12 protein-coding genes are annotated in these 14,162 nt (G+C 43.2%); 10 read left to right on the top strand and 2 right to left on the bottom strand.

Going from position 1 to position 14,162, the window contains the following annotated elements:
* Window positions 1–373 precede the first annotated feature (373 nt).
* The 8 genes from sdhC (at window position 374) to sucD (ending at window position 9,942) form a co-directional block, all read left to right on the top strand.
* Window positions 374–754, top strand: a complete 381-nt coding sequence (gene sdhC / locus L4C32_RS18340; protein ID WP_428198344.1) for a succinate dehydrogenase cytochrome b556 subunit — start codon at window positions 374–376, stop codon at window positions 752–754.
* Complete coding sequence (gene sdhD, locus L4C32_RS18335; RefSeq protein WP_428198343.1) at window positions 748–1,095, top strand: succinate dehydrogenase, hydrophobic membrane anchor protein; 348 nt, start codon at window positions 748–750, stop codon at window positions 1,093–1,095. Before sdhC ends, sdhD begins: the two co-directional genes overlap by 7 nt.
* The gene (gene sdhA / locus L4C32_RS18330; RefSeq protein WP_428198342.1) at window positions 1,096–2,862 is read left to right on the top strand and encodes a succinate dehydrogenase flavoprotein subunit; all 1,767 of its coding nucleotides are present in this window, start codon (window positions 1,096–1,098) and stop codon (window positions 2,860–2,862) included.
* A gap of 11 nt (window positions 2,863–2,873) precedes the next feature.
* Window positions 2,874–3,587, top strand: a complete 714-nt coding sequence (locus tag L4C32_RS18325) for a succinate dehydrogenase iron-sulfur subunit (protein ID WP_428198341.1) — start codon at window positions 2,874–2,876, stop codon at window positions 3,585–3,587.
* A 97-nt stretch (window positions 3,588–3,684) separates the two neighbouring features.
* Entirely contained in the window at window positions 3,685–6,498 is a 2,814-nt protein-coding gene (gene sucA / locus L4C32_RS18320) for a 2-oxoglutarate dehydrogenase E1 component (protein ID WP_428198340.1), read from the top strand.
* A gap of 26 nt (window positions 6,499–6,524) precedes the next feature.
* Window positions 6,525–7,733, top strand: coding sequence for a 2-oxoglutarate dehydrogenase complex dihydrolipoyllysine-residue succinyltransferase (odhB, locus tag L4C32_RS18315; RefSeq protein WP_428198339.1), 1,209 nt, complete (start codon window positions 6,525–6,527; stop codon window positions 7,731–7,733).
* 170 nt (window positions 7,734–7,903) lie between these two features.
* The gene (gene sucC / locus L4C32_RS18310; RefSeq protein WP_428198338.1) at window positions 7,904–9,070 is read left to right on the top strand and encodes an ADP-forming succinate--CoA ligase subunit beta; all 1,167 of its coding nucleotides are present in this window, start codon (window positions 7,904–7,906) and stop codon (window positions 9,068–9,070) included.
* The gene (gene sucD / locus L4C32_RS18305) at window positions 9,070–9,942 is read left to right on the top strand and encodes a succinate--CoA ligase subunit alpha (RefSeq protein WP_428198337.1); all 873 of its coding nucleotides are present in this window, start codon (window positions 9,070–9,072) and stop codon (window positions 9,940–9,942) included. Before sucC ends, sucD begins: the two co-directional genes overlap by 1 nt.
* A gap of 80 nt (window positions 9,943–10,022) precedes the next feature.
* Here sucD and znuB read toward each other — a convergent pair whose 3' ends face one another.
* Together znuB and znuC are read right to left on the bottom strand one after the other, a co-directional pair.
* A complete protein-coding gene (gene znuB, locus L4C32_RS18300; protein WP_428198336.1) occupies window positions 10,023–10,808 on the bottom strand; it encodes a zinc ABC transporter permease subunit ZnuB in 786 nt (261 codons plus the stop codon).
* Window positions 10,801–11,565, bottom strand: a complete 765-nt coding sequence (gene znuC, locus L4C32_RS18295) for a zinc ABC transporter ATP-binding protein ZnuC (protein WP_428198335.1) — start codon at window positions 11,563–11,565, stop codon at window positions 10,801–10,803. Before znuC ends, znuB begins: the two co-directional genes overlap by 8 nt.
* Before the next feature lie 81 nt (window positions 11,566–11,646).
* Between znuC and znuA the strand changes: the two genes are divergently transcribed.
* Window positions 11,647–12,546 carry a zinc ABC transporter substrate-binding protein ZnuA gene (gene znuA, locus L4C32_RS18290; RefSeq protein ID WP_428198334.1) on the top strand — a complete coding sequence of 300 codons (900 nt, stop codon included), beginning with the start codon at window positions 11,647–11,649 and terminating at the stop codon, window positions 12,544–12,546.
* Window positions 12,543–13,883 carry a murein DD-endopeptidase MepM gene (gene mepM / locus L4C32_RS18285; protein WP_428198333.1) on the top strand — a complete coding sequence of 447 codons (1,341 nt, stop codon included), beginning with the start codon at window positions 12,543–12,545 and terminating at the stop codon, window positions 13,881–13,883. The genes znuA and mepM overlap by 4 nt, the downstream gene beginning before the upstream one ends.
* Window positions 13,884–14,162 lie beyond the last annotated feature (279 nt).

Raw genomic sequence — 14,162 nt, 5'->3', positions numbered from 1 at the left:
GGATATGAGAGTGCAAACTTTGTACCTATGATCGTCAGTGTTGTCAATTTATGTACGCTTTTGTGTGCGCTTGTTAAGAGTTTTTATCAGTAGGTAGTTAAAAATCAGTGTTGTGATGTAAGTTTTGTTAAGGTAATTGTAATTGTATGTTGAGCATCGTATACTTTCTGAGGTTCTCTTATTTACCCTTGTTGTATCTAGCTTTGAACATGTGTTCGATAATTCTTATGAACAATGAAATTGCAAGGTAACGTTGAATATTTTCATTGAATGTAGCCAATGAAAGTTACAAAAATGTTAATTTTGGACGAATAAGTGTGAAAAAGAGAGTACAAAAACAATAATTAAGCTCAATGGAGCTGAGTGAGCAATTGTGAACGCAAAGAAGTCTAGACCCGTTAACCTCGACCTACGGACCATTCGCTTTCCTTTAACAGCGACTGCGTCAATTATCCACCGTATTTCCGGTGTGATTACATTCATTTCAATCGGCATCCTTTTATGGTTGCTTAATCTTTCATTATCTTCTCCTATTGGATTTGCGAAAGCCGCTGACATCATGGATGGCTTTATCGTAACCTTCATTATGTGGGGAATCTTAACAGCCCTTGCCTATCACATTGTTGTCGGTGTTCGACATCTGATGATGGACCTTGGCTATTTTGAAGAACTGGAATCTGGTGAGTTAAGTGCGAAAATCGCTTTTGTCATCACTGCTGTTCTATCTGTCTTAGCAGGAGTATTAGTATGGTAGCTTCAGTCTCTTCTCTTGGTCGTAATGGCATTCATGACTTTGTCTTGATCCGTGCTACTGCGATTATCCTTACCCTCTACACATTTTATATTGTTGGTTTTTGTGCTTTTGGCCCTGAACTAACGTATTTGTCTTGGACCAACTTTTTCAGCGGAACGTGCACTAAAGTGTTCACTATGCTGGCATTGGTCTCAATACTTATTCACGCTTGGATTGGAATGTGGCAAGTCTTAACTGATTACGTAAAACCTGTGTTATTACGTAGCATTATTCAGTTAGTGATTGTTGTAACTCTATTCTCTTATTTCTTTTCTGGCCTAATTACTGTGTGGGGTGCGTAAGTGAGCATTGCAGTTCGTGAATTTGACGCCGTAGTAATCGGCGCGGGTGGTGCAGGCATGCGTGCAGCACTACAAATCTCAGAGCAGGGTTTATCTTGTGCTCTTCTTTCAAAAGTTTTCCCAACTCGTTCTCATACTGTGTCTGCTCAAGGTGGAATTACCGTTGCACTAGGTAATGCGCATGAAGACCATTGGGAACAGCACATGTACGATACGGTAAAAGGTTCTGATTACATCGGTGACCAAGACGCAATCGAATACATGTGTAAAAATGGACCAGAATCGGTGATTGAACTTGAAAAAATGGGTCTTCCATTTTCTCGTTTCGATAATGGTTCAATTTACCAGCGTCCATTTGGTGGTCAATCAAAGAACTTTGGTGGTGAGCAAGCAGCACGTACCGCAGCAGCGGCAGACCGTACAGGTCATGCGTTATTGCACACGCTTTATCAGCAAAATATCAAACATAAAACGACCATTTTCTCTGAATGGTATGCATTAGATATGGTTAAAAACCAAGATGGTGCCATTTTAGGTTGTACTGCTCTATGTATGGAAACGGGTGAAATTTGCTACTTCAAAGCAAAAGCAACCATCCTTGCAACGGGTGGTGCCGGTCGAATCTACTCCTCAACTACAAACGCCCACATTAATACTGGTGACGGTGTTGGTATGGCGCTGCGCGCGGGTGTTCCTATGCAGGACATCGAAATGTGGCAGTTCCACCCAACGGGTATCGCTGGTGCCGGTGTATTGGTGACTGAAGGTTGTCGTGGAGAAGGGGGGTATCTTCTTAATAAAGATGGCGAACGCTTCATGGAACGCTACGCACCAAATGCGAAAGATTTAGCGGGCCGTGATGTTGTTGCTCGTTCAATGATGGTCGAGATTCGTGAAGGTCGTGGTTGTGATGGTCCTTGGGGTCCACACATTAAACTCAAACTGGACCACTTAGGTAAAGATGTGCTTGAGTCGCGATTACCGGGTGTTTGTGAACTGTCTCGAACGTTCGCACACGTTGACCCTGTTAAAGAACCAATTCCAGTGATTCCAACTTGTCATTATATGATGGGTGGGGTTCCGACTCAGGTTTCTGGTCAAGCGATTCGTCAAAACAGTGCTGGGCAAGATGAAGAGATCCAAGGGCTATTTGCTTGTGGTGAAATTGCCTCAGTATCAGTACATGGTGCCAACCGTTTAGGTGGCAACTCACTGCTTGATTTAGTGGTATTTGGTCGCGCAACTGGACTTCATTTAGGTGATACTCTTGCTGCTCAATCAGAAGCTCGCCCTGCAACGGAATCTGACATTGAAGCTTCTCTAGCTCGTGTTAACCGTTGGAACAGTACACCAAAAGGTGAAGACCCAGTTCAAATTCGTAAAGACCTTCAGAGCTGTATGCAGAATAACTTCTCGGTATTCCGTGAAGGTGATGCAATGGCGAAAGGTCTTGAAGAGCTTAAAGTCATTCGTGACCGTTTGAAGGTTGCTCGTCTTGATGATAACTCTTCAGAGTTCAATACTCAGCGTGTTGAGTGTTTAGAGCTTGATAACTTGATGGAAACGGCTTTTGCTACTGCCGTTGCAGCAAACTTCCGTACTGAAAGTCGTGGTGCGCATGCGCGCTTTGATTTCCCTGACCGTGATGATGCTAATTGGTTATGCCACTCAATTTACAACCCTGAGACAGAAGCGATGTCGAAGCGTGATGTAAATATGGAACCAATTCATCGTGAAGCTTTCCCTCCGAAAGCTCGTACATACTAAGGGGAGTTGATATGAAACTTAATTTTTCAATTTATCGCTACAATCCAGATGTCGATAATGCCCCTCATATGAAAGCGTATACGCTTGAGGTAGAGGAAGGCTCTGACATGATGGTGTTGGATGCCATGATCTTACTGAAAGAGCAAGACTCAACGCTTTCATTCCGTCGCTCATGCCGTGAAGGAGTGTGTGGGTCGGATGGTATTAACATGAACGGTAAAAATGGACTGGCGTGTATTACACCATTGTCTGATTTGATGGGTGGAAAAGAGATTATTATCCGTCCACTACCAGGTTTACCAGTGGTTCGTGATCTTATCGTCGATATGGAACAGTTTTACCAAAACTATGAGCGCGTTAAGCCATTCCTACAAAATGATGATGCAATGCCACCATCAAGAGAGAATCTACAATCGCCTGATGAAAGGGCGCATTTAGATGGTTTGTATGAATGTATTATGTGTGCATGTTGCACAACATCTTGCCCGTCTTTCTGGTGGAATCCTGACAAGTTTATTGGTCCTGCAGGGCTGCTTGCAGCATATCGTTGGTTAATTGACAGCAGAGATACTGCAACAGAAGAACGTTTATCTGATCTAGACGACGCTTTTAGTGTTTTTCGTTGTCATGGAATCATGAATTGTGTAAGTGTTTGTCCTAAGGGGCTAAACCCGACTAAAGCGATCGGTCATATTAAATCGATGTTGCTTAAACGTGCAGTGTAGGATTGAAACAAAATTGTAAATTTCCGGCTTGAAAGAGCCGGAATACCAGCCCGACGGATGTTGGGGATATAGTGAAATTACTGGATAAGGGAAAATAATGCAGAACGGCGTGATGAAGGCGTGGCTCGAGTCTTCACACTTGGCTGGCGCCAATGCAACTTATGTAGAGGAACTCTACGAACTCTATCTCAGTGACCCGGAAATAGTCGGTGATGAATGGAAAGCGGTATTCGACAATTTGCCTGTTGAAAAAACAGACGTTGTTGATCAAGCTCATTCACCAGTAAGAGAATATTTCCGTCGTCTAGCGAAAGAGACAAAGCATTTAACTGCCCAAGTTAGTGATCCGGATATTGATGCCAAACAGGTAAAGGTCTTACAGCTGATCAATGCCTACCGTTTCCGTGGACACCAAAATGCAAACTTAGATCCATTAGGTTTGTGGGAACGTGAAAAAGTACAGGAATTGGACCCGTCGTACCACTCCTTAACACAAGAGGACCTTGAAGAGACCTTCAATGTCGGTTCTTTTGCTTTAGGGCAAGATACGATGAAGTTGGCTGATTTGCATGTCGCACTGAAGAACACTTATTGTGGTTCGGTTGGTGCTGAGTATATGCATATCACCAATACAGATGAAAAACGTTGGATTCAACAACGCTTAGAGTCTGTAGCTGGTAAACCAAAATTTAGCAGTGAAGAGAAACATAACTTCTTAGAAGAGTTGACCGCAGCAGAAGGGCTTGAGCGCTATTTAGGGGCTAAATTCCCAGGTGCAAAACGTTTCTCATTAGAGGGCGGTGATGCAATGGTTCCTATGGTTAAGGAACTCATTCGTCAAGCTGGTACAAATGGTGGTCGTGAAATCGTAATTGGTATGGCTCACCGTGGTCGTCTCAACATGTTAGTCAATGTTTTAGGTAAAAAACCTCAAGATCTCTTTGATGAGTTTGCTGGAAAAAAACATGACGATACATGGGGCACCGGTGATGTAAAATATCACCAAGGTTTCTCTGCTGATTTCGCAACACCCGGTGGTGATGTCCACTTAGTGCTTGCCTTTAACCCATCCCATTTAGAAATCGTTAACCCTGTGGTTATTGGTTCGGTGCGTGCTCGTCAAGACCGATTGAATGATGCCACCGGCAATAAAGTAATCCCTATCACTATTCATGGTGATTCTGCAATCGCAGGTCAAGGTGTTGTGGCTGAAACATTTAATATGTCTCAAGCTCGTGGTTATCAAGTTGGCGGTACTATCCGTATCGTTATTAATAACCAAATCGGTTTCACTACTTCAAACCCACTGGACATGCGCTCTACTCAGTACTGTACTGATATTGCAAAAATGGTTCAGGCTCCAATACTCCACGTAAATGCAGACGACCCAGAAGCGGTTGCTTTTGTTACTCGTATTGCACTCGACTATCGCAATGAATTCAAACGTGATGTTGTTATTGATTTAGTGTGTTACCGCCGCCATGGTCATAACGAAGCTGATGAACCTAACGCAACACAGCCTCTGATGTATCAAAAAATCAAAAAGCACCCAACTCCTCGTAAGTTGTATGCTGATGTACTGATTGATAAAAAAGAGATTGAATCGGAGATAGCGACTCAGCTTATCAATGAATACCGTGATGCATTAGATCATGGTGAAGTCGTTGTTAAAGAGTGGCGTCCAATGACACTGCATAGCTCAGATTGGTCACCGTATATTGGCCATGAGTGGGATATGGAGTGGAGTAATCAATTTGATAAAGATCGACTCCTTGAATTAGGAAAACGTGTTTGTCAGTATCCAGACAGTCATAAACTGCACAGTCGAGTCAATAAGCTCTATAACGACAGAAATTTGATGTTATCGGGTGAGAAAGAGATTGACTGGGGCATGGCAGAGACACTGGCGTACGCTACCTTGGTTGATGACGGTAATCGTATTCGAATTACTGGCCAAGATTCAGGTCGTGGTACCTTCTTCCACCGTCATGCTGTTTTACACAATCAAAGTGATGCGAGTACATACGTTCCTTTGTGTAATCTACATGATAAGCAAGCCCCCTTTGAAGTCTATGACTCAGTGCTGTCTGAAGCGGCTGTTTTGGCGTTTGAATATGGTTATTCAACCACAGAACCTGGTGGCCTAACTATCTGGGAAGCGCAGTTTGGTGATTTTGCCAATGGTGCTCAAGTGGTTATTGACCAATTTATCTCATCAGGCGAACAGAAGTGGGGCCGCATGTGTGGGCTTACTCTACTGCTTCCTCATGGGTATGAAGGTCAAGGACCAGAGCACTCTTCAGCACGACTAGAGCGTTACCTGCAGTTGTGTGCTGAGCAGAATATGCAAGTGATTGTTCCATCGACACCTGCGCAGGTGTATCACATGATTCGTCGCCAAGTTGTCCGCCCTATGCGCCGACCACTTGTTGTAATGTCTCCGAAGTCATTACTAAGACATCCATTGTGTACCTCTACTTTTGAAGATTTAGCAGAAGGTACGTTCCAACCTGCTATTCCAGAAGTGGATACACTAGACCCTGCAAAAGTGAAACGTGTTGTCCTCTGTTCAGGTAAAGTTTATTACGATTTGCTGGATCAGCGCCGTAAGAATGAACAAACAGATGTTGCTATCGTTCGTATTGAACAGTTATATCCTTTCCCTAAAGAGGATGTTCAAGCGGCCATTGCTCCGTATACCAATGTGACTGATTTTGTATGGTGTCAAGAAGAGCCTCAGAACCAAGGTGCATGGTATTCAAGCCAACACAACTTCCGATTTGCATTGCCTGTTGATACGACCCTGACATATGCAGGTCGTCCAGCTTCGGCTTCACCGGCTGTAGGTTACATGTCGGTACACTTGAAACAACAGAAAGCGTTAATTGAAGACGCATTGACTCTAGATTAAGAGCTAGAAATAAAGGACTGACTGACATGACAATCGAAATTCTGGTTCCAGATTTACCTGAATCCGTTGCAGACGCGACGGTAGCAACTTGGCACAAACAGCCTGGTGACTTTGTTGAACGTGATGAAGTATTAGTTGATATCGAAACTGATAAAGTAGTACTTGAAGTTCCAGCACCTGAAGCAGGCGTTTTAGAAGCAATCGTAGAAGAAGAAGGCGCAACCGTTCTTTCAAAGCAATTGCTGGCTAAAATTAAGCCGGGTGCTGTCGCTGGTGAGCCAACGAAAGATACCACGACAGAAGCAGAAGCTTCACCAGTTAAACGTAATACGGCCTCTATGTCGGATGAGAGCAGTGATGCGTTAAGCCCTGCTGTACGCCGCCTTCTAGGTGAACACGACCTTCAGCCAAGCCAAGTTAAAGGCACTGGTGTTGGTGGTCGCATCACTCGTGAAGATATTGAAGCTCATCTTAAAAATGCTAAAGCAGTACCAGCAGCAGCGCCAGCCGCTGTTGAACAAGCGCCATTAGCAAGTCGTAGTCAAAAGCGTGTTCCTATGACTCGCCTTCGTAAGACCATTGCCAATCGTCTACTCGAAGCGAAAAATACAACCGCAATGCTAACGACGTTTAACGAAGTGAACATGAAACCTATCATGGAACTTCGTAAACAGTATCAAGAGCAGTTTGAAAAGCGTCACGATACGCGTTTAGGCTTTATGTCTTTCTATGTGAAAGCAGTTACAGAAGCCCTTAAACGTTACCCTGAAGTGAACGCGTCAATTGATGGTACTGATATTGTTTACCATAATTACTTTGATATTAGCATGGCGGTTTCAACCCCGCGTGGTCTAGTGACACCAGTCCTTAAAGACTGCGATTCACTGGGTTTTGCCGATATCGAAAAAGGAATCAAAGCATTAGCGATCAAAGGCCGTGATGGCAAATTGACTGTTGATGAGCTTATTGGTGGTAATTTTACCATTACCAACGGTGGCGTATTTGGTTCACTAATGTCGACTCCAATCATCAATCCACCTCAAGCGGCAATTTTGGGAATGCATAAAATCCAAGATCGTCCAATGGCGGTAAACGGTAAAGTTGAAATATTACCGATGATGTACTTAGCTTTATCTTACGACCATCGTTTAATTGATGGACGTGAATCAGTTGGCTTCCTAGTGACAATTAAGGAACTATTGGAAGATCCAGCTCGTCTACTTCTAGACGTATAATTGATGGAGTCGGGTGTCATAACGACATCCGACTTTTTAATATTATAAAGATAGAAAAGACATGCGCCAATGCAACAACGTTTCAAGCCCGAATGAGTATAGACTCCGTAGAGAGTCTTATGGATATAGTCTTCCCTATAAATGGGAAAAAAATAAATGGATAGAACATCATGAATCTGCATGAATATCAGGCAAAACAGCTTTTTGCTGAGTACGGTTTGCCAGTACCAGAAGGTTACGCATGTGACACCCCACAAGAAGCTGCAGAAGCTGCAAGCAAAATAGGTGGCGAAAAGTGGGTTATCAAATGTCAAGTGCACGCTGGTGGACGCGGTAAAGCGGGTGGCGTTGAGCTACACGATACTAAAGAAGGCCTTCGCGAGTTTGCTCAAAAGTGGCTAGGTAAAAACCTTGTTACTTACCAAACAGATGCAGCTGGTCAGCCAGTAACAAAAATTCTTGTTGAAGAAGCATCAAGCATTGCTAACGAACTGTACCTTGGTGCAGTTGTTGACCGTGGATCACGTCGTATCGTATTCATGGCATCAACAGAAGGCGGTGTTGAAATTGAAAAAGTTGCAGAAGAGACGCCTGAACTGATTCATAAAGCGGCTATCGATCCACTCGTAGGCCCACAAGCTTACCAAGGTCGTGAGCTTGCATTCAAACTTGGTCTTAAAGGCGATCAAATCAAACAATTCACTAAGATCTTCATGGGTCTAGCGGATATGTTTGCCCAGTACGATATGGCGCTACTAGAGATTAACCCGCTGGTTATTACGGGTGACGATAAACTGGTTTGTCTTGACGGAAAAATCAACATTGATTCAAATGCAATGTACCGTCAGCCTAAGCTACGTGAAATGCACGATCCATCTCAAGAAGATGAGCGTGAAGCACATGCAGCACAGTGGGAACTAAACTACGTAGCACTTGATGGAAACATTGGTTGTATGGTTAACGGTGCCGGTCTGGCGATGGGTACCATGGATATCGTGAACCTTCACGGTGGCCAACCTGCTAACTTCCTTGATGTTGGCGGCGGTGCAACGAAAGAGCGTGTTACTGAAGCGTTCAAGATCATCCTTTCTGATGATAACGTTAAAGCTGTATTTGTTAATATTTTCGGTGGCATTGTACGTTGTGACTTGATTGCTGAAGGTGTTATCGGTGCGATTGCTGAAGTTGGCGTTAAAGTCCCTGTTGTGGTTCGCCTTGAAGGTAACAATGCAGAGCTTGGTGCTAAGAAACTGGCTGAAAGTGGTCTAAATATTATTGCTGCGACTTCCCTAACTGAAGCTGCTGAAAAAGTTGTTGCTGCTGCGGAGGGCAAATAATGTCTGTATTAATCAATAAAGATACAAAAGTAATTTGTCAGGGTTTCACTGGCGGTCAAGGAACTTTCCACTCAGAGCAAGCGATCGATTACGGAACGCAAATGGTCGGTGGTGTTTCTCCAGGTAAAGGCGGTACTACACACCTTGGTCTTCCTGTCTTTAATACAGTAAGCGAAGCCGTAGAGAAAACTGGCGCAACAGCAACGGTAATCTACGTACCTGCAGCATTTTGTAAAGATGCCATTCTTGAAGCGATTGATGCTGGTATTCAGATCATCATTACCATCACTGAAGGCATCCCAACGCTAGATATGTTAGACGTTAAAGTTCGTCTAGACGAGTCTGGTGTGCGTATGATTGGTCCAAACTGCCCAGGTGTTATCACTCCTGATCAGTGTAAGATTGGTATCATGCCTGGTCACATCCATAAAGCAGGTAAAGTGGGTATTGTTTCACGCTCTGGAACCCTGACTTATGAAGCGGTTAAGCAGACCACGGATGAAGGTTTTGGTCAGTCTACTTGTGTTGGTATTGGTGGTGATCCAATTCCTGGCTCTAACTTTATCGATATCTTAGATATGTTCGAAAAAGATCCAGCAACTGAAGCTATCGTGATGATCGGTGAGATTGGCGGAACGGCTGAAGAAGAAGCGGCTGAATACATTAAAGCAAATGTAACGAAACCAGTGGTTTCTTACATTGCGGGTGTTACTGCTCCTCCAGGTAAGCGCATGGGTCATGCTGGTGCAATTATCTCTGGTGGTAAAGGTACTGCAGAAGATAAATTTGCGGCATTAGAAGCTGCAGGTGTTAAAACAGTTAAGAGCCTTGCTGACATTGGTAAAGGTCTTCGTGAGATTACTGGTTGGTAAGCACTACGCTTAATCAATATTAACCACGATAAAGCCGAGTTAATGAAAATTAGCTCGGCTTTTTTATCAATTAATGTGCCTTATTGCTTAAGCGTTTTCGCTTGGCTTAGCATAAAGAGAAATGCACTACTTACTACGACAGAAGGGCCTGCTGGGGTATCGAAGTTCCAAGATAGCGCCAAACCCATAGTGACCGAGATACAACCGATGATCGAGGCAATGTAGGCCATCTGTTCAGGGCTAGAGGCAAAACGTCGAGCCGTAGCCGCAGGAATAATCAACAGAGAAGTGATGATCAAAGCGCCGACAAATTTCATCGAGATAGCAATAACCAAACCGACCATTAACATGAGTAATAGCCGCATTAATCCCACATTTACCCCCTCAACGTGCGCCAACTCTTCATTGACGGTTGAAGAAAGTAGTGGGCGCCAAATAAAGAGTAATAATCCTAAAACGACCAATACCCCTGAATAGATATAGAGTAAATCTGTGGTGTTTACGGCAAGAAGATCACCAAACAGATAGGACATTAAATCGACTCGAACATTGTCTAAAAAGCTGACGGCAACTAACCCGAGAGAGAGAGAACTATGTGCAAGAATACCAAGTAGTGTATCCGTCGCGACTAGCTTCTGGCGTTGCAAGGCAACGAGAATCAAAGCAATGGCGATACAGCACACAATTAAAGCTAAATTGAGATTGATATCAAATAAGAAACCTAAGGATAAGCCAAGTAGAGAAGCGTGCGCTAACGTATCTCCGAAATAGGCCATTTTTCGCCACACTACAAAAGATCCTAGGGGACCTGCGAGTAGGGCGATACCTATTCCAGATAAAAACGCAGGTAATAAAAACTCAATCATGGTGATGACCTTTATGATGACAAGAGTGCTCGACAGGGCTACCAGAGAGATCGTGTTCATGCTGGTGATTATGGTGATAAAAGGCTAGTTGCTGCTCATTAGGCCCAAACAGTTCGATATAAGATGGGTGTTTGGAAATAGATTCAGGAGCTCCTGAACAACAGATGTGCTGTTGAAGGCAGATCACTTCATCAGTTTTTGCCATGACTAAATGAAGATCATGAGAGACCATAAAAATGGCACAATTAAATCGATTCCTTAACGATTCAATCAAACTGTATAAGCCAATTTGGCCTTGAACATCAACCCCTTGAGCTGGTTCATCTAAAACCAACAAATCAGGGCGTTGCAGGAGCGCTCTTGCTAGCAGAACTCGTTGATTTTCTCCACCAGACAGACTGTGCATATTGGAGCTTTGAAGGTGTTCAGCTTGCACTAACTTCAATGCATCAAAACGTTCTTGCCTGCTGTATTTACCCGCCATTTTCAAAAAATAATCAACGTTTAAAGGGAGCGAGTCGTTAAGTACTAATTTTTGTGGAACATAACCAATCCGCAGATTATCGGCACGTATTAACTCCCCAGAGGTGGGCTTTTGCAGTCCTAGGAGGGTCTTAACTAATGTCGACTTACCAGCGCCATTAGGTCCAATTACAGTGGTGATTTTCTTTCTGCATAGCGTCAAAGAGATGGAGTGTAATACCTCTTTATCGCCAAAACGGACACCGATATTCTTTAGTTCAATTAAATTTTGCATGTTTAGTAATATTCATTTGCAAATACCAATTGTTATAATATAACATTTACCATATCGATAGCCATTATTTCTGAGTTGAAAATGAAAAAAACTAGTATCAAGTTACTATGGACAACGGCTCTGCTCTTGTTTGCTCATCAAAGTGTCGCAATCAACGTTGTGACCTCTGTAAAACCGATCCATTTAATTACCCAAGAGATAACAGCTGGTGTAGCAGATTCATCCTATATCATCTCAGCTGGCGCTTCACCGCACGACTATGCGTTAAGGCCGTCGGATATTAAGCGTATTAAGCGTGCTGATCTTGTTATTTGGTTTGGTGATGACCTTGAACCTTTTCTGGAAAAAGTATTAGAAGACAAAACCAATATACTGACACTAAGCCAGCTTAGTTCGATTGATTTTCGATCATATCAAACAGGACATGATGAGGAGGGGCACGACCACCATGGTCATGATCACCACGGGTTAGACCCACACTTTTGGTTAGGCCCCTATCAAGTAAAAGCTGTCGCAAAAAAGATAACCGATAAATTGATTCAATTAGATCCATTGCACCGCAGTGAATATCAGTCTAATCTTAGCCGCTTCCAAGTCAGTGTCGATAATGCAATTGAACAGATAACAGCAGATTTAGCCGCTATTCAAGGACACGGTTATTTTGTATTTCATGACGCATATGGCTATTTTGAAGAGACGTTCGGTCTTAACAATCTAGGTCACTTCACCGTTAGCCCAGATCGAAAGCCTGGCGCTAAAACACTGATTGGGATTCGTAATAAATTAAAAGCGGATAACGTATATTGTGTTTTTTCTGAACCTCAGTTCAACCCATCGGTTATAGAGTCGGTGACTAGAGGAACCGATGTTGGTAGAGGGAAACTGGATCCTTTGGCAACAGAAGTAGAAGAAAAGCCAGGTGCTTACGCTGAATTTATTAGTGGATTAGGTCGAGAATTTGAGCGTTGTTTAACCAAATGAACCAACTAAAAACGGCTGTCGCGTCCTTTGGGCGCTTAGCTAAACATTACCAATTTTTATTTCTACTGTTGCCACTTCTAACACTGTCTTTATTAATCGGATTACCAGGTGCAATTCAACAATCTAACGAGATAAGTCATCGACAGCAGTTAGTGCTCAGTGAAGCGAAGCTTCAACTGTTATCCGATAAAAATAGTGAGCCGATGGGAGTTGCTATTGATAATGAAGATCCTGCCTTTTCTACTCCTAATGATGCGCTTTCAGAACAGTTAGATGCAGACACTCAACCTGTTCACACCCATGTTGTTGCAAAAGGAGAGACACTGGGGGCTATTTTTCAACAATACGGATTACCCATGGCTGATATGTATGCCCTATTAGCTGTGGATAATTCAGCGGCGAATATTAGGGTCGGGCAAGAGATTGAATGGCAACAATCGGAAAAGGGAAAGTTATCTGAGTTACTTATTCAACGCAGTATCAAAATATCTCACATCTACAAGTGGACAGGCTCGCATTACAAATACAGTTCATTGGAGAAGCAGGGGGAAATGCGACCGGTATTACTTACCGGCCAAGTAAGAAATAATTTTTATAACTCTGCCCGCGCTGCTGGTTTGAGCCCTAATCAAATTCAATCATTAGTCAAAGAGCTACAGTGGACGTTTGATTTTGGAAAGCAATCACGCAATGGTGACCGTTTTGCCATTGAGTTAACCAAAGAGTTTATTGCTGGGAAAGCGGTCTCTGCGGGAGAGATCAGTGCAGCACTCTACGTAGGCAGAGATGAAGAGGTGGCGGCGATTAAATATCAGGATGGTCACTTTTATGATGTTAAAGGGGCAAGTGTCAATCGGGCGATTGAACGATTTCCCACTGAAAAACAGTATCGAATTAGTTCAAAGTTTAATCCCTACCGTTTACACCCCATCACAGGGAAAGTCGCTCCACACAATGGAACGGACTTTGCCACCCCTGTTGGAACATCTGTTTTCGCCACTGGGAATGGCGTAGTTGTTAAATCACAATTTCACTCTTTAGCTGGTAACTATGTGGTGGTTAAATATGGTCGAGACTACATGGCGCGTTATCTGCATTTGAGTCAAAGATTAGTGCATAAAGGTGACAAAATCAGAATAGGGCAGAAAATTGCGTTATCGGGTAACAGTGGTCGCTCCACAGGACCGCACCTGCATTACGAGCTGATAAAAAATGGCCGTGCTGTTGATTCGATGAAAGTACCTTTACCCCATGCAGAACCGGTTCCTAAAGCGGATAGATCTGAATTCACTGAGAGAGCGAATGCCGTCGTTGATTCATTACGAGCTCAATTGTAGAGGTGAAAAAAAGGCAAAAAAAACGTGATATAGCCGGGGGGACCATATCACGGGTGCAACGACACCTTTGCTTGCTGCTAGGTGGTGCTTAGAGAAGTATGCACCACCTTGTAGAACCTTTTTTATCTTTCAATTAAATGCAACCAATTGGTTACATACTCATGCATTTGACCGCTTTTTATTCTACAAAATCTTAATATCTTATTTATAACTTACTCTTGGCATTTTTTTTATAACTTGCTCGACATTTTTATCAATTGAGTTATCGCTCAAAATATC

It is taken from the genome of Aliivibrio kagoshimensis (genome assembly GCF_050337105.1).
Taxonomy (GTDB): domain Bacteria; phylum Pseudomonadota; class Gammaproteobacteria; order Enterobacterales; family Vibrionaceae; genus Aliivibrio_A; species Aliivibrio_A kagoshimensis.
This window is presented reverse-complemented; position numbering and strand designations above follow the sequence as displayed.